Source organism: Marinovum sp. (genome assembly GCF_048263515.1).
Lineage (GTDB): Bacteria > Pseudomonadota > Alphaproteobacteria > Rhodobacterales > Rhodobacteraceae > Marinovum.
Genome location: NZ_JBLXEC010000005.1, coordinates 212,419 through 227,139, shown reverse-complemented (window position 1 = coordinate 227,139; position 14,721 = coordinate 212,419). Strand labels below are relative to the sequence as shown.

At 66.7% G+C, this 14,721-nt stretch carries 13 protein-coding genes; 6 read left to right on the top strand and 7 right to left on the bottom strand.

Translation table 11 applies throughout. From position 1 onward, the window contains the following. The 5 genes from ACN0SE_RS07555 to ACN0SE_RS07535 all read right to left on the bottom strand — a co-directional run. On the bottom strand, positions 1 to 219 hold a 219-nt coding region (locus ACN0SE_RS07555), incomplete at its 3' end, for a transposase (protein ID WP_417523896.1). A 502-nt stretch (positions 220 to 721) separates the two neighbouring features. Next, on the bottom strand, positions 722 to 1,510 hold the full coding sequence (locus tag ACN0SE_RS07550) for an FAD binding domain-containing protein (protein WP_417523895.1): 789 nt from the start codon (positions 1,508 to 1,510) through the stop codon (positions 722 to 724). 14 nt (positions 1,511 to 1,524) lie between these two features. Further along, positions 1,525 to 3,903 (bottom strand): xanthine dehydrogenase family protein molybdopterin-binding subunit, encoded by a 2,379-nt coding sequence (locus ACN0SE_RS07545; RefSeq protein ID WP_417523894.1) that lies wholly within the window; start codon positions 3,901 to 3,903, stop codon positions 1,525 to 1,527. Between the two features lie 155 nt (positions 3,904 to 4,058). Further along, entirely contained in the window at positions 4,059 to 4,544 is a 486-nt protein-coding gene (locus tag ACN0SE_RS07540; protein WP_417523893.1) for a (2Fe-2S)-binding protein, read from the bottom strand. Positions 4,545 to 4,639: 95 nt separating this feature from the next. After that, positions 4,640 to 5,170, bottom strand: coding sequence for a CoxG family protein (locus ACN0SE_RS07535; protein WP_417523892.1), 531 nt, complete (start codon positions 5,168 to 5,170; stop codon positions 4,640 to 4,642). Between the two features lie 166 nt (positions 5,171 to 5,336). On the opposite strand from ACN0SE_RS07535, the gene ACN0SE_RS07530 reads away from it, so the two are divergent. The 5 genes from ACN0SE_RS07530 (at position 5,337) to ACN0SE_RS07510 (ending at position 11,729) form a co-directional block, all read left to right on the top strand. After that, positions 5,337 to 6,035, top strand: a complete 699-nt coding sequence (locus ACN0SE_RS07530) for a response regulator transcription factor (RefSeq protein WP_417523891.1) — start codon at positions 5,337 to 5,339, stop codon at positions 6,033 to 6,035. Between the two features lie 54 nt (positions 6,036 to 6,089). Continuing rightward, complete coding sequence (locus tag ACN0SE_RS07525) at positions 6,090 to 7,262, top strand: FIST N-terminal domain-containing protein (protein ID WP_417523890.1); 1,173 nt, start codon at positions 6,090 to 6,092, stop codon at positions 7,260 to 7,262. Beyond that, positions 7,259 to 9,454: a PAS-domain containing protein gene (locus ACN0SE_RS07520; RefSeq protein WP_417523889.1), complete on the top strand. Its 2,196-nt coding sequence runs from the start codon at positions 7,259 to 7,261 to the stop codon at positions 9,452 to 9,454. Before ACN0SE_RS07525 ends, ACN0SE_RS07520 begins: the two co-directional genes overlap by 4 nt. Positions 9,455 to 9,783: 329 nt before the next feature. Further along, positions 9,784 to 10,743, top strand: a complete 960-nt coding sequence (locus ACN0SE_RS07515; protein WP_417523888.1) for an XdhC family protein — start codon at positions 9,784 to 9,786, stop codon at positions 10,741 to 10,743. Further along, a complete protein-coding gene (locus ACN0SE_RS07510) occupies positions 10,740 to 11,729 on the top strand; it encodes a molybdopterin-binding protein (protein WP_417523887.1) in 990 nt (329 codons plus the stop codon). Before ACN0SE_RS07515 ends, ACN0SE_RS07510 begins: the two co-directional genes overlap by 4 nt. 36 nt (positions 11,730 to 11,765) lie before the next feature. Here the strand turns inward: ACN0SE_RS07510 and ACN0SE_RS07505 are convergent, their stop codons facing one another. After that, positions 11,766 to 12,776 (bottom strand): hypothetical protein, encoded by a 1,011-nt coding sequence (locus ACN0SE_RS07505; RefSeq protein WP_417523886.1) that lies wholly within the window; start codon positions 12,774 to 12,776, stop codon positions 11,766 to 11,768. Between the two features lie 207 nt (positions 12,777 to 12,983). Here ACN0SE_RS07505 and infC point away from each other — a divergent pair, with 207 nt between their 5' ends. Beyond that, a complete protein-coding gene (gene infC, locus ACN0SE_RS07500) occupies positions 12,984 to 13,532 on the top strand; it encodes a translation initiation factor IF-3 (RefSeq protein ID WP_417523902.1) in 549 nt (182 codons plus the stop codon). Positions 13,533 to 13,801: 269 nt separating this feature from the next. Here infC and ACN0SE_RS07495 read toward each other — a convergent pair whose 3' ends face one another. After that, a complete protein-coding gene (locus tag ACN0SE_RS07495) occupies positions 13,802 to 14,650 on the bottom strand; it encodes a ferredoxin--NADP reductase (protein WP_417523885.1) in 849 nt (282 codons plus the stop codon). Positions 14,651 to 14,721 lie beyond the last annotated feature (71 nt).

Genomic DNA, 14,721 nt, shown 5'->3' with positions numbered 1-14,721 from the left:
GACGTCGGCGTACATGCGCTTCAGCCGCCGGTTCTCCTCGGCCATCGCCTTCATCTCGCTGATGAGGCTGGCGTCCATGCCGCCATACTTCGCCCGCCACTTGTACAGCGTGGCGCTGCTCATCCCGTGCTCGCGGCATAGCTCGGCGGCAGGCACACCGCCCTCCATCTGCCGCAGCACGCCCATGATCTGGGCCTCGGTGAATCGTGTCTTTTTCATCGGAATCTCCTCGTTCATCCTGCCGAGAAAATTCTAATTCCGCATCCCCTTAAGATCGGGGGGGATTACCGCAGTACTGCCTAAAGCCCCTATGCTCTTTCATCCTGTGAGGTCCTATGACCGAGCCATCGAGCGAATAAACTTCGTGCTGTCGGAAATTTTGAAAGCAGGGTTTATATCAGACGAGGAAGCCGAAAGCGCGATCCAGACGGTCCTGATTGTAACTGAACCATTGGGGCAATGCGAACCTGAAGAATAGCGGTCATTCAATCTCAGCGCTGCTCCGGTAGGCTTGGGCTCAGAGCCGACAGTCGAGTTTTCCGACGAGAGTCGGCCTAAGCCATTTCCGGAAAACCAAAGGCCGGGGAGCGTGGAACTCCCCGGCCTCGTGTCATTTCTGTCAGGCTCACCCATACGCATGACCGACCGTTTTTGATGCCCCACGGCACGGAATGCGTCACCCTCAAAGGCCGCCCTTTCCAGTTCCGGAACGAACCGTTCCTCAGACCAGCTGAGCCACCGCCCGCCGGGTCATCACGCCCACCAGGTGCGCGCGGTAGGCGCCGGTGCCGTGCAGGTCACCGATCATCCCGTCACCCGAGACCGAGAGCCCCTCGAGCGCATTTTCAGCGAAATTGCCGCCCAGCGCCGCTTCGGCCTCGGTCCAGCGGAACACCCCGCCCTCGGAGGCACCGGTCACGCCGACGCCGACGCGGTCGGCGTATTTTGCGACGAACACCCCCACCAGCGGAAAGCGCGAGGCCGGCTGTTCGAACTTGATGTAGGTCGAGGCCTCGGGCAGCGGGAACTTCACCGCGATGATGATCTCGCCCTCCTCCAGCGCCGTGGCGAACATGCCCTGGAAATAGTCGTCGGCCGCGATCTCGCGAGTGTTGGTCACGATGGTCGCGCCGCAGGCCATGGCGGCCGACGGGTAGCAGGCCGAGGGGTCGTTGTTGGCCAGCGAGCCGCCGATGGTGCCGCGGTTGCGCACCGCCGGATCGCCGATCTTCGAGGCCTGGTAGGACAGGCCCGGAAAATACTCCGCCGTCTCGCGAGCGATGGTGCCATGGGTGGTGCCGCCGCCGATGGTCACCGTGTCGCCCTCGCGGGTGATGCCCTTGAGCTCGTCGATACCTGTCAGGCTGACCAGCTTGCCGGGGCTGGCCAGACGCTGCTTGAGCGTCGGGATCAGGGTCTGACCGCCGCCCAGTGCCTGTGCCTCTTCGTCGCCCAGCGCCGCCAGAGCATCGGCCAGTGACTTCGGCCGTTCGATGTCAAAGCTGTACATGTCTCAGCCCTCCCTCAAGATGCGTTGTTGATCGCCGCCCAGACGCGCGAAGGCGAGGCCGGCATGTCGATGTGATCCACCTTGTGACCGCCGGAATTCAGCGCGTCGAGGATGGCGTTGATCACCGTCGGCGGCGAGCCGATGGCCCCGGCCTCGCCGCAGCCCTTCACCCCGAGCGGGTTGTGGGTACAGGGCGTCTGGCAGGAATGGTCGACGGTATAGCTGTCCATCATCGGCAGGTCATCTGCCCGTGGCATGGCGTAATCCATGTAGGAGGCCGACAGCAGCTGCCCGTTCTCGTCATAGGCGCAGTTTTCCAGCAGCGCCTGGCCGATGCCCTGGGCGATGCCGCCATGCACCTGGCCTTCGACGATCATCGGGTTGACGACGTTGCCGAAGTCATCGGCCGAGACGAACTTCTCGATGGTGGCGACGCCGGTCTCGGGGTCGACTTCGACCTCGCAGGCATAGGCGCCAGCGGGATAGGTAAAGTTCGACGGATCGTAGAAGGCGGTCTCCTCGAGACCCGGCTCGATGTCTTCGAGCGGGTAGTTGTGCGGCACGTAAGCCGCCAGGCAGACATCGCCCCAGGCCACCGACTTGTCGGTGCCCGCCACCGAGAAGGTGCCGTCCTTGAGCTCGATATCCGCCTCGGCGGCTTCGAGCAGGTGGGCGGCGATCTTCTTGGTCTTGGCGATGATCTTCTCGGCCGCGCGCACCATGGCCGAGCCACCGACCGCCAGCGAGCGCGAGCCATAGGTGCCCATGCCCATCGGCGTATTGGCGGTGTCGCCGTGCACGATCTCGATCTGATCCTCGGGGATGCCGATCATCTCCGAGATCACCTGCGGGAAGGCGGTCTCGTGCCCCTGCCCGTGGCTGTGCGAGCCGGTCATCACCACCAGACCACCGGTGGCATTGACCCGCACCGTTGCCGACTCGTAGAGACCCGCACGTGCGCCAAGCTGGCCTACCAGATTCGACGGCGCGATGCCGCAGGCCTCGATGAAACAGTTGATGCCCAGTCCACGCAGCTTGCCCTTGGCCTCGCTCTCGGCGCGGCGCGCGGCAAAGCCCTCGCGGTCGATCAGTTCGAGCATCTTGTCCATGGTGGCATGGTAGTCACCGGTGTCGTATTCCACCGCCACCGGGGTGGCATAGGGGAACTCGGTGATGAAGTTCTGCCGCCGCAGCTCCACCGGGTCGACGCCCAGCTCGCGCGCCGCCTTGTCGATCACGCGCTCGAGCTGATAGGTCGCCTCGGGCCGGCCGGCGCCGCGATAGGCATCGACGGGCACGGTATTGGTGAAGACCGCCTTCACGTTGACGTAGATGTTCGGGGTCTTGTAGTTGCCCGCCATCAGCGTGCCATGCAGCCAGGTCGGCACCGAGGGCGCGAAGGTCGACAGATACGCCCCCATGTTTGCATAGGTCTCGGTGCGCACGGCGGTGAAGTTGTTGTCGGCATCCAGTGCCAGTTCGATCCTGGTCACGTGATCGCGGCCATGGGCGTCGGACATGAAGGCCTCTGACCGGGTCGAGGTCCATTTGACCGCGCGGTTGCAGGCCTTGGCGGCAAAGGTGCAGAAGGCTTCCTCGGCATAGTGGAAGATCTTGGTGCCGAAGCCGCCGCCCACGTCGGGCGCCACGACGCGCAGCTTGTGCTCGGGGATGCCCAGCACGAAGGCGCCCATCAGCAGGCGGATCACATGCGGGTTCTGGCTGGTGGTGTAGAGCGTCGAATCGCCCGACGCGCGGTTGAAGTCGCCGACGGCGACGCGCGGTTCCATCGGGTTGGCGACCAGCCGGTTGTTGACCAGCTCCAGCGTGGTGACATGGGCGGCATTGGCAATCGCCTCTTCCACCGCACCCTTGTTCTCTTCGACGAAGCCCCAGTCGTAGCAGAGGTTGTCGCTGAGGTCGTCGTGCACCTTGGCCGAGCCTTCGGCCAGCGCCGCCTTCATGTCGACGACGGCGGGCAGTTCCTCGATGTCGAGCTCGATCGCCTCGGCGGCGTCACGCGCCTGTTGCAGGGTGTCGGCCACCACGGCGGCAATCGGCTCGCCGACGTGGCGCACCTTGCCCTGCGCCAGGACCGGGTGGGGTGGCTCCTTCATGACTTCGCCGTGGCGGTCGGTCACCTGCCAGCCGCAGGGCAGACCGCCGACGCCTTCGAAATCGGCGCCGGTGAAGACGCGCACCACGCCGGGCATCGCGGCCGCGGCTGAGGTGTCGATATTGGTGATCCGGCCATGCGCCACGTCAGAGCGCAGGAAATGCACATAGGCCTGGCCATGCACGTTGATGTCATCGGTGTAATTGCCGGCGCCGGTCAGAAAGCGCACGTCTTCGCGGCGCTTGGTGCTGGCTCCTATGCCTTGATCTTTCGGCATTCTCGTTCCTCCCTTGGGACCGGTGGGTTGAAAACCCACCCTACGGATTGGCTGCCGGTGGGTTGCAGACCCACCCTACGGTGTCGAGGTCGGTGGGCACGCGCCCGGCCGACGGAATGCGGCAGGGTGGGTCTGCAACCCACCGCCCGCTCCGGTTATTCGGCGGCGACCGCAGGCACGTCCTGACCGGATGCGGCCATGATCGCGCGGACGATGTTGTGATAGCCGGTGCAGCGACAGATATTGCCCTGCAGGTAGTTGCGGACCTCGGCCTCGGTGGGCTTGGGGTTCTCCTTCAGCAGCGCCGCTGCCGACATCACCATGCCCGGCGTGCAGAAGCCGCATTGCAGCCCGTGATAATCCTGAAACGCCTGCTGGATGGTGTTGAGCGAGCCGTCGGCATTGGCCTGGCCCTCGATGGTGGCCACCTCGGCGCCGTCGGCCTCGGCCGCGAACATGGTGCAGCTCTTCACCGCCGCGCCATTGACATGCACCACGCAGGCGCCGCACTGGCTGGTGTCGCAGCCGACATGGGTGCCGGTCAGGCGCTGGTCGTTGCGCAGGAATTCGACAAGCAACGTATTGCCTGCCACGTCGCCGCTCACGGACTTGCCGTTTACGGTCATCGTTACCTTGGTCATGAAGTCCTCCCTTGGTTATTTCTCAAATGAATGTCGGGCTGGCCGCCCTGCCCCGGAGACATTGCCCCCGGGGCGGCTGTCGGATCGCAGGTCCCTCAGGTGACCATGCGCTTGAACCAGCCCTTTTTCGGTGCCTCGCCCTCGGCACCTGCGTCGGTGCCGGCCTCGGCGGTCTCTGCCTCGCCGGGGCCTTCGACGGCGGCCTTGAAGTTGTCAAAGAACTGGTCGGCCATCTTCTTGGCAAAGCCGTCGATGATGCGGCTGCCCAGCTGCGCCAGCTTGCCGCCGACCTTGGCCTCGACATCATAGCTGAGCAGCGTGCCTTCGCCCTTGGGTTCAAGCCGCACATCGGCGCCGCCCTTGGCAAAGCCAGCGGCGCCGCCCTTGCCTTCGCCGGTCAGGGTCAGGCTTTCATGCGGCTTCATCTCCGACAGGGTCACGGCGCCCTTGAAGGTGGCCTTCACCGGGCCGACCTTCTGGACGACCTTGGCCTCGAATCCTTTCTCGGGGCTGCCGGTCATCTCCTGGCAGCCCGGCACGCATTGCTTGAGCACTTCGGGGTCGAGAATGGCAGCCCAGACAACCTCTGGCGCCGCGGCAATCTCTCGGGAATCGGTAAGTTGCATAGTGTTGGTCTCCTCGGGTCCGAACCTAGGCTTGGATCGGCGCAACCGGCTATTATACAAAGGTGCCGGGTGGCTGTGGTGCCACCGGTCCCATGCGACTATTGGACAAAGGACCGAGCCAGGTATCGCGGCTAAGCTGAGCCTACCGCAGAACGGACAGTGCACAATGACCAATGACCCCCTGACGCCGATTAATGGTATTTCCCGCGCCCTGGTGATCGACGATCATCCGCTGTTTTGCGATGCCCTCGTGCTCACCCTCAGGTCGCTTTGCACCGGTGCCAAGGTCGAAACCGCCGCCAGCCTCGAGGAGGGGCTGACCCGGGTGGGCGAGACCGGATCGCCGGATATCGTGCTGCTCGACCTCAACCTGCCCGACGTCAACGGGCTTGACGGTCTGTTGCGACTGCGCGCGGCGCTGGGGCAGAACACGCCGGTGATCGTAGTCTCGTCGATGGCCGACAACCGAACGATTTCCAAGGCGCTCTCGGCCGGTGCCGCGGCCTTCGTGCCCAAGCATAGCCAGAAGCCCGCCTTCCATGCGGCGCTGAGCGCGGTGCGCAAGGGCCAAGTCTATACCCCAGACGACTATTTGCCGCATGGAGACGAGGCCAGCGAGGAAAACACCGCGATGGAGCGGCTGGCGACGCTGACCAACCAGCAGTCGCGCATCCTGCAGCTGATCTGCGAGGGCAAGCTCAACAAGCAGATCGCCTATGACCTCTCGATTGCCGAGACCACCGTCAAGGCGCATGTCACCGCGATCATGCGCAAGCTCGGTGTCCAGAGCCGCACCCAGGCGGTGCTGGTGGCCCAGGACGCGCGGCTCAGCGGCACCTTGCCAGACCAGTCGCAACACGCTTAACTTCGCGCGCGCAAGAGCGCGCACCTGACAGAACAATTCGGGACAACCGGAACCTTGGACGGCCTGACATCAGACCCGTCCGCCGTGGGAGGAGAGGCAACGGGGCTGCGCAGTGCGCAGGTTTCGGTGCATGAGGCCGATCCGGTGGGCGCCATCGCGGCGGGGCTTGGCCCCGGCCCCTTCGAACTTGTTCTGCTGTTCGTCAGCGCGCAATGCGATTTTGCCGCCCTTTCGGCCGAGGCCAGCGACCGGCTCGACGCGCGCCATGTCACCGCCTGCACCACCGCCGGCGAGATCGGCGCCGCCGGCTACGAGGACGGCCAGATCGTGGCGCTGGGGCTCCTGCCCTCGCATTTCCGGGCCGCCTGTTACCTTGTCGACGGGCTCGACCGGATCGACCCGCAGTCCGAGATCGACCGGCTGATCCGCCACCGCGTCGAGCTGGCCGATGAAGCCCCGGCGCTGGCGTCCGAGTTCGCCTTTCTCGCCATCGACGGGCTGTCGCTGCGCGAGGACGAGTTGACCGCGGTACTTTCCGCCGGCCTTGGCGGCGTGCCACTCTTTGGCGGTTCGGCCGGCGATGGCGAGACCTTTCAACGCACGCTTCTGGCGCTTGATGGGGTGGCCCGCGACAATGCCGCCGTGGTGTCGCTGGTGCGCTCGACCTGCCCGATCCGGGTGTTCAGCCTCAATCACCTGACCCCTACGGCGACCAAGATGGTGGTGACCGAGGCCGACCCCGCCCGCCGCATCGTCCGACAGATCAATGCCGAACCTGCGGCGCAGGAATATGCCCGCATCGTCGGCAAGGTGCCCGACCAGCTTGACCAGTTCACCTTTGCCGCCCACCCGGTGGTGGTACAACTTGGCCAGCGCCACCACGTGCGCGCCATCCAGCGGGTCAACGAGGCCGGCGAGCTGGTGTTTTTCTCCGCCATCGACGAAGGCATGGTGCTGACGCTGGCCACCACCGAGGACATGGCCAGCCACCTCGAGACCGAGCTCTCAGGCCTGTCGCGCGACCGCGCGCCCTCGATGATCCTGGGCTGCGACTGCATCCTGCGCCGGCTCGAGGCCGGCCAGAACCAGCAGACCCGCGCGGTGTCGGAGGTGCTGCGCCGCCACAACGTGCGCGGCTTCTCGACCTATGGCGAACAGCTGGGCGCGCTGCATGTGAACCACACGATGACCGGCGTCGCCTTCTACCCGCCGGATGATGCCGAATGACGCTGATCAACACCGCCGACAGTCTCGAGCGGCAGAACGAAAAGCTGCTGCGGATCACCCAGTCGCTGATGCGCCGGGTCGAACAGCAGCAGGACCCGTCCGGGCTGGCCTACGCCCAGTTCGAACGCGCTGCCCTGCTCGAGGATCAGGTCCGCTCGCGCACCCGCGACCTCGAACGCGCGCTCGACCTGCTGCATGACAGCAACCTGCAGCTGGAACACGCCAGCGCCGAGACCGAGGCGGCGCGCGCCAACCTCGCCGATGCGATCGAGGCGGTGAACGAGGGCTTTGCGCTGTTTGACAGCCAGGATCACCTGGTGCTGACCAACAGCCGCTTCTGCCAGGACATGCGCGACATCGCCGACCAGCTGAAACCCGGCCTGCCGTTCGACGGCTATGTCGATCTGGTGAGCCAGTCGGCCTATCTCGCCCTGCCACAGGGCGAGACCCGGCTGACCTGGGCGATGCAGCGCAAGTCGCTACACCGCAAGAACAACGCGATGTTCAACGTGCGGCTGACCCAGGACCTCTGGCTGCAGGTCTCCGAGCGGCGCACCGCCTCCAATGGCACCGTGGTGCTGCAGACCGATGTGACCGACCTGATCCGGCTGGAACGCAAGGAGCGTGCCCGGCTGCAGAACAAGCAGGCCCGGCTGATCGCCGCCACGCTGGAGCATCTGGCGCAGGGGGTCTGCATCTTCGACGATGACGCGCGGCTGATCGGCTGGAACGCGCGGGTGGCCGAGCTCTTGCGGCTGCCGCTGACCCGGGTGCAGCGCGGCGCGCCCTTCCGGACGCTGATCGACCAGCTGCCCGAGGATTTCACCCTGTCGCACGGCATGTCGCGCAAGCGCCTGCTCGACTGGGCCGGCCGCCCCACCCGCCGTGGCGCGCTGCGGTTCGAGGCGGCTCAGGGCACGGCACTGACCCTCGACGCCTTTGCCCAGGGGCTGCCGGATGGCGGCTTCGTGATCTCCTTCACCGATGTCACCGCCGAGCGCAACGCCGCCCGCGCCCTGCAGGAGATGAACGAACGGCTCGAGGCGCGGGTGGCCGAACGCACCACCGAGCTGGCCTCGGCACTGGCCGAGGCCGAACGCGCCAATGCCTCGAAAAGCCGCTTTGTCGCCGCCGCCAGTCACGACCTGTTGCAGCCGCTCTCCGCCGCCAAGCTGTTTCTCGGGACGCTGAGCGGCGAGGCGCTGTCGCCGGTGGGCGACGAGACCTTGGGCAAGATCTCCTCGGCGCTGGGCTCGCTCGAACATATCATCGAGGCGCTCCTGGACATGTCCAAGCTCGATTCGGGCCGCGCGGCGTTTGATATCCGCCCCGTCGACCTCGGCCAGATCTTCACCGCCCTCGACACCCAGCTCGAACCGCTGGCCGCGCAGAAGGGGCTGGACCTCAAGGTCATGCCGACCTCGGCCCGGGTCGAGACCGACCCCTCCTACCTGCGCCGCATCCTGCAGAACCTGCTGGGCAACGCGGTGCGCTACACGCAACAGGGCAAGGTGCTGATGGGCCTGCGCCGCCAGGGCGAGGCGGTGCGGATCGAGGTCTGGGACACCGGGCCCGGCATCGCCGACGAGCACCGCGACATGATCTTCCGCGAGTTCAGCCGAGTCGATGCGCCGGCCTCGGCCTCCGAGGGGCTGGGCCTTGGCCTCGCCATCGTCGACCGCGCCTGCGCCGGCCTCGGCCTGCCGCTGGACCTGCGCTCGGAGCCCGGCCGCGGCACCGTCTTTTCCGTCACCGTGCCGCTGGCCTCGCGGGCCCCGCGCAGCGCCACGCCGCGCATTCCCCGCCCGCCACCGCCCGGAGTTATGGTACAGGGCCGCGTGGTGTTTCTGGTCGAGAACGACACCGACCTGCGCCGCGCGCTGACCCTCTCGCTCGAGGGCATGGGCGCGGATGTGATCGACGTCGCCAACGCCCGCGACGCGCTCGACCTGCTTGACGAACTCGAGATCACGCCCGATGCCCTGATGCTCGACGAGGACCTCGGCCCGGGCATGACCGGCTGCGAGCTCTTCTCCGAGATCACCGACCGCTACGGCCCGATCCCGGCCCGCATCATCTCCGCCCAACGCGCGCCCGCGCTGCACACCCGCTGCGCCACCCTCGGCGTGCCGCTGCTGTCGAAACCCCTGGATGCCGGAGACCTCGAGGTGTTCCTGAGCGAGCTTGCCTGAAAACCGGCGCAAGTTCCACGTCTGCCTGCCGCCAAATGGCCGACATCAAGCCCCCACCCCCTGCTTCTTCTGTTCAAAAATACCCTCGGGGGTTTGGGGGCAGAGCCCCCAATCCACACACACCCCTCGCGCGACATTCAACAATTTCCGCGCCCCACCCGGTCCTCCACCACTCCCAGCAGCAAAAGCCCCCCAACGCCCGCCCCCGTCCCGGGCTTGCCCCGGGACCTCATGGCCGACGCAGAGCCCTCGTCTCCGACCAACGTCCACCTTCCTCCCTGCAGACAGTCCCGGCAAGTCTGCTAGACTGCCGCTCAGGAGGACATCAGATGAAGGGCATACCGGAAACCGCGCTCGACTGGCACCGCGCCGGCACGGGCGCCGCTCTGGCCACGGTGATCGAAACCTGGGGCAGCGCGCCGCGTCGGATCGGGGCGCAGCTGGCGATCAGCGGCGCGGGCGAGATGGCAGGCTCGGTCTCGGGTGGTTGCGTCGAAGGCGCGGTGGTGGTCGAGGCGCTCGAGGCGCTCGAGGCCGGCGAAGCCCGCGTGCTGGAATACGGCGTGTCCGACGGCGACGCCTTTGCCGTGGGCCTGGCCTGCGGCGGCACCATCCGGGTGCTGGTGGAACCCGTGGGCGCCGCCCTGCCAGAGCCGCTGCTGGCCGATCTGGTCGAGGCCCGCGCCGACCGTCGCCCGGTGGCTTATGTGGTGAACATCGTCAGCCAGAGCCGCCGGCTCGACACGACCGACCACGCAAGGCGTTTCCGCATGGACCGCTCGGGCTTTCAAGAGGACGGCGAGACCTTTGTCGCCATCCACAACCCACCGCTGCGGCTGATCGTCGTGGGCGCGGTGCATATCGCCCAGCACCTGGTGCCGATGGCGCGCGATATCGGCTATGACCCGGTGGTGATCGACCCGCGCGAGAGCTTTGCCTCGCCCGCCCGCTTCCCCAAAACGCGGCTGCTGCATGACTGGCCCGACGAGGCGGTGGCGGCGCTGGGGCTCGACAGCCGCACCGCGCTCTGCCTGCTGACCCATGACCCCAAGCTCGACGACCCGGCGCTGATCGCGGCGCTCGGGGCGGATGTCTTCTACATCGGCGCCCTCGGCTCGACCCGGACCCAGGCCAAGCGGCTCGAGCGGATGGCCGAGGCCGGGTTCACGCCCGAACAATGCGCCCGCATCCATGGGCCCATCGGCCTCGACATCGGCGCCGCCAGCCCGGCCGAGATCGCCGTCTCGATTCTGGCCGAAATGGTCCGCGTTCTGAGGACCGGCGCATGAAGTTCGGCCCGGTGCCGCTGTCCCAGGCTGAAGGCGCGGTGCTGGCGCATTCGGTGCAGCTGCCCGCCGGTCGGTTGCGCAAGGGCGCGACCCTGACCGCGGCGCATCTGGGCGATCTGGCTTCTGCCGGGATCACCGAGGTGATCGTCGCCCGCCTCGATCCCGGCGACGTGCATGAAAACGACGCCGCCGCCCGGCTGGCCGCCGCGCTGGTTCCCGACCCCGAGGCGCAGGGGCTGCGGCTGACCAAGGCCTTCACCGGCCGCGTCAACCTGATGGCCGAAAGCGCCGGTGTCGCCCTGATCGATGCCGCGCGGCTGGCCGAGCTCAACCTGATCAATCCGATGATCACCCTTGCCACCGTGCCGGCCTGCCAGCAGATGGCAGCGGGCGGCATGGTGGGCACGGTCAAGATCATCTCCTACGCCGTGCCCGGCGCCGATCTCGACCGCGCCTGTGCCGTGGCCCGTGGGGCGCTGCGGCTGGCCCGGCCGGTGCTGAAGAGCGCCACCCTGATCGTCACCGAAATCCCCGGCGGGGCCGGCGAAAAGGGCGTGCCGGCGATCCGCGACCGGCTCGAGGCGCTGGGCCTGACGCTCGACCGGGTGATCCCGGTGCCGCACAAGACCCAGACCATTGCCGAGGCGCTGGGCCGGGCCGAGGGCGAGCTCTTGCTGATCCTCACCGGCTCGGCGACCTCCGATCCGCATGACGTGGCGCCAGAGGCGCTGCGCCGCGCCGGCGGCACGGTCGAACGCTTCGGCATGCCGGTCGATCCCGGCAACCTGTTGTTTCTGGGGGACTTGTCCGGGCGTCCGGTGATCGGCCTGCCGGGCTGCGCCCGCTCGCCGGCGCTGAACGGCGCCGACTGGGTGCTGTCGCGGGTGGCCTGCGGCGTCGCGGTCAGCCACGCCGACATCGCGGCCATGGGCGTTGGCGGGCTGTTGAAGGAAATCCCGACACGGCCGCAGCCGCGCCATGGCTAGCGGCTGCGCCCGGCCAGAACCGGGCGCAGCATGGTCTTACTCGGCCTCGGCGGGCGCCTCGATGCCAAGCGCATCCCGCACCCGCTCCAGCGCGGCTTCGAGCAGCTCGGGATTGTCGCGCGCCTGCTCGAGCGCCGCTTTCAGCGGGGTCTTGAGCAGCGGGCTGACTTCCTCGCTTTCGTCGATCAGGGTGATGACCTTGTCGTAGTCGAAGCCGTCGAGCGTCAGCAGCTCTTCCGGCGCAACCTCTTCGGTGCCTTCGGCGGTTTCGGCAGCCTCGGCCTCCGGCTCGAGCGCCTCGACAATGACCTCGCCGACCTCGGTGGCGGTCTCCTCCGAGGTCGCTTCCACGGCGTCAGCTGCCGCTTCGGCTCCCTCGACCACGGCCTCACCGGCCTCGGCCGCGTCTTCCGTCGCCGCATCCGCCATGTCGGTCGCGGTGTTCTCGGCGTCGTCCGCCATTGCGGCGACCTCTTCAGAGGAGATGACGTCCGCCGTCTCCGGCTTCACCCGCTCTGCAGCGGCCTCGGCCTCTGCCGCAGCCTCCTCGGTGGCGTCGACCACGCCTTCGGCCGCCTCTTCGGTGGCTTCAGCCACCTCCTCGGCCACATCAGCCTCGGTCGCGACCTCGGCCTCTGCGCTCGCCTCGGCCTCAGGCGCTTCGGTCACGGCGGCCAGGGCCTCGTCGACGGCGGCCTCGGCCTGGCTCACGGCGTCTTCCACCGTGGCGACGGCCTCGGCCCCGGCTTCCTCGACGCTCTCGATCACCTCGTCGACCGCGGCCTGCACGTCTTCGGCAGCTGCGTCGGATGCTTCGGCGGTCTCTTCAACCTCGGCCTCGACCTCGGCTTCGTCCTCCTCGACGGCAGGCTCGGGCTCGGCCACCCGCGCGACCTCGGCGGTCACGGTCTCCTCGGCCGGTGCCGGGGCTTCGGCCACCGGTGCCTCGGGGCTCTCGGGCGCCTCAGTGCCGGGATAGAGAAGCACGCCCGCGCCAATGGCCACGGCGGCAACGACAGCGATGACAACCCAGTGTGTTTTTTCCATCTCGTTAATCCCCTCAGACTACGTGTGACAGGGCAGCGAACCCCCGCGGCCCCCTTCCCCTGCAGACCTGCGCTGCAGTTGCAGCATGCGCAAGGGGAAAAGCAGACCGGGCGCGCCCTCTGCCCTGATTATACGCTTGAAAGACGGGGCGTCGCCCACTACCTTGCAGCCTGATTTCAAGGTTGAAACTGACAAAGGAACAACGTCATAGCCCGCAGACCTCACAACGCGCCCCCGACAAGAGACACCGGCCCGCGCGTGAATGAACGTATCCGAGCCCCCGAGATCCGCCTGATCGGTGCCGAAGGTGAAAACGTCGGCGTCGTGACGCCCGCCCGCGCGATGGAGATGGCGGCAGATGCCGGGCTCGACCTCGTCGAGATTTCGCCCAACGCCACGCCACCGGTCTGCAAGATCATGGACTTCGGCAAGTTCAAGTACGAACAGCAGAAGCGGGAATCCGAGGCACGCAAGAAGCAGAAGATCATCGAAGTCAAAGAGGTGAAGTTCCGTCCCAACACGGACACCCATGACTACGAGGTCAAGATGCGCAACGTCTTCAAGTTCCTCGAGAACGGCGACAAGGTGAAGGTCACCCTGCGGTTCCGCGGCCGCGAGATGGCGCACCAGAACCTCGGCCGCGAGCTGCTCGAACGGGTGGCGGAAGACGTCAAGGAAATCGGCAAGATCGAGAACATGCCGAAGATGGAAGGCCGTCAGATGATCATGATGATCGGCCCGCTGCCGCACAAGTAAGCGCCATTTCAAGCGCAGATGACAAACGCCGGGGCTGTCGCTCCGGCGTTTTGCGTTTGTCTGGTGGGGAATGGGGGCTCTGCCCCCGGCCTGCGGCCTCCCCCGAGGGTATTTGAAGCAAGAGGAAGACGAAGGCGCGGGTCCTGTCTTCTTCTGTTTGAAAATACCCTCGGGGGGTTTGGGGGGCTGGCCCCCCATTCCTTCACTTGGCCTGGGGGCGGGGCAGGCAGTTCAGCGCTGCGGGTCAGGCCGCGCTGCCCCGGGCCGGCTCAGTCGAGGAAGGCCTTCTCGACCACGTAATGCTGCGGATTGGAGTTGGCGCCTTCGACAAGGCCGTAGCCTTCGAGCATTTCCTTCAGCTCGAGGTTGAAGGCGAGGTTGCCGCAGATCATCGCGCGGTCGGTCTCGGGCGAGAGCGGCGCGACGCCCAAATCTGCAAAGGCCTCGCCGGAACGCATCAGGTCGGTGATCCGGCCCATCTTGGCGCTCTCTTCCCGGGTGGTCGTGGGGTAGTACTTGATCTTCTTCCAGAAGCCCTCGCCGATCAGCTCGTTGAGGAGTTCGTCCTGCTTCAGGCTCTCGATCAGGTCGCGACCATAGGTCAGTTCACCGGCCTCGCGGCAGGTGTGGGTGATGACGATCTCGTCGTAGTCCTCGTAGGTCTGCGGTTCGCGCAGGAGCGAGGCGAAAGGCGCGAAGCCGGTGCCGGTGGCAAAGAACCACAGGCGTTTGCCGGGCAGCAGCGCGTCATGCACCAGGGTGCCGACCGGCTTGGGGCGCAGGATAATCTCGTCGCCGGGCTGGATGTGCTGCAGGCGGGAGGTCAGCGGACCGTCCTGCACCTTGATCGAGTAGAACTCGAGCTCTTCGTCCCAGGAGGGCGAGGCGATGGAATAGGCGCGCAGCAGCGGCTTGACCTTGCCGGTCTCGGGGTGCGGCTCGCCCATCAGGCCGATCATCACGAACTCGCCCGACCGGAAACGCAAGCTGGCAGGGCGCGTCACCCGGAAGGAGAACAGCCGGTCGGTCCAATGGGTGACCGAGGTCACGGTCTGGGCGTCCGGCAGGGTGGGCACTTTGATGGCTTTGGCTTCGGTCACGTTGGTCAACTCTGTCATTTCATCCTGCCGACAGCGGCTGCCGACACCTCACTTTATACAATGCTGCAAGGCAGAGAAAGGGGCGCGCT

Coding starts and splice junctions, on each gene's coding strand:
- ACN0SE_RS07550 (WP_417523895.1), bottom strand. CDS start 1,510: ATGTACAGCTTTGACATCGAACGGCCGAAGTCACTGGCCGATGCTCTG.
- ACN0SE_RS07545 (WP_417523894.1), bottom strand. CDS start 3,903: ATGCCGAAAGATCAAGGCATAGGAGCCAGCACCAAGCGCCGCGAAGAC.
- ACN0SE_RS07540 (WP_417523893.1), bottom strand. CDS start 4,544: ATGACCAAGGTAACGATGACCGTAAACGGCAAGTCCGTGAGCGGCGAC.
- ACN0SE_RS07535 (WP_417523892.1), bottom strand. CDS start 5,170: ATGCAACTTACCGATTCCCGAGAGATTGCCGCGGCGCCAGAGGTTGTC.
- ACN0SE_RS07530 (WP_417523891.1), top strand. CDS start 5,337: ATGACCAATGACCCCCTGACGCCGATTAATGGTATTTCCCGCGCCCTG.
- ACN0SE_RS07520 (WP_417523889.1), top strand. CDS start 7,259: ATGACGCTGATCAACACCGCCGACAGTCTCGAGCGGCAGAACGAAAAG.
- ACN0SE_RS07515 (WP_417523888.1), top strand. CDS start 9,784: ATGAAGGGCATACCGGAAACCGCGCTCGACTGGCACCGCGCCGGCACG.
- ACN0SE_RS07510 (WP_417523887.1), top strand. CDS start 10,740: ATGAAGTTCGGCCCGGTGCCGCTGTCCCAGGCTGAAGGCGCGGTGCTG.
- ACN0SE_RS07505 (WP_417523886.1), bottom strand. CDS start 12,776: ATGGAAAAAACACACTGGGTTGTCATCGCTGTCGTTGCCGCCGTGGCC.
- ACN0SE_RS07495 (WP_417523885.1), bottom strand. CDS start 14,650: ATGACAGAGTTGACCAACGTGACCGAAGCCAAAGCCATCAAAGTGCCC.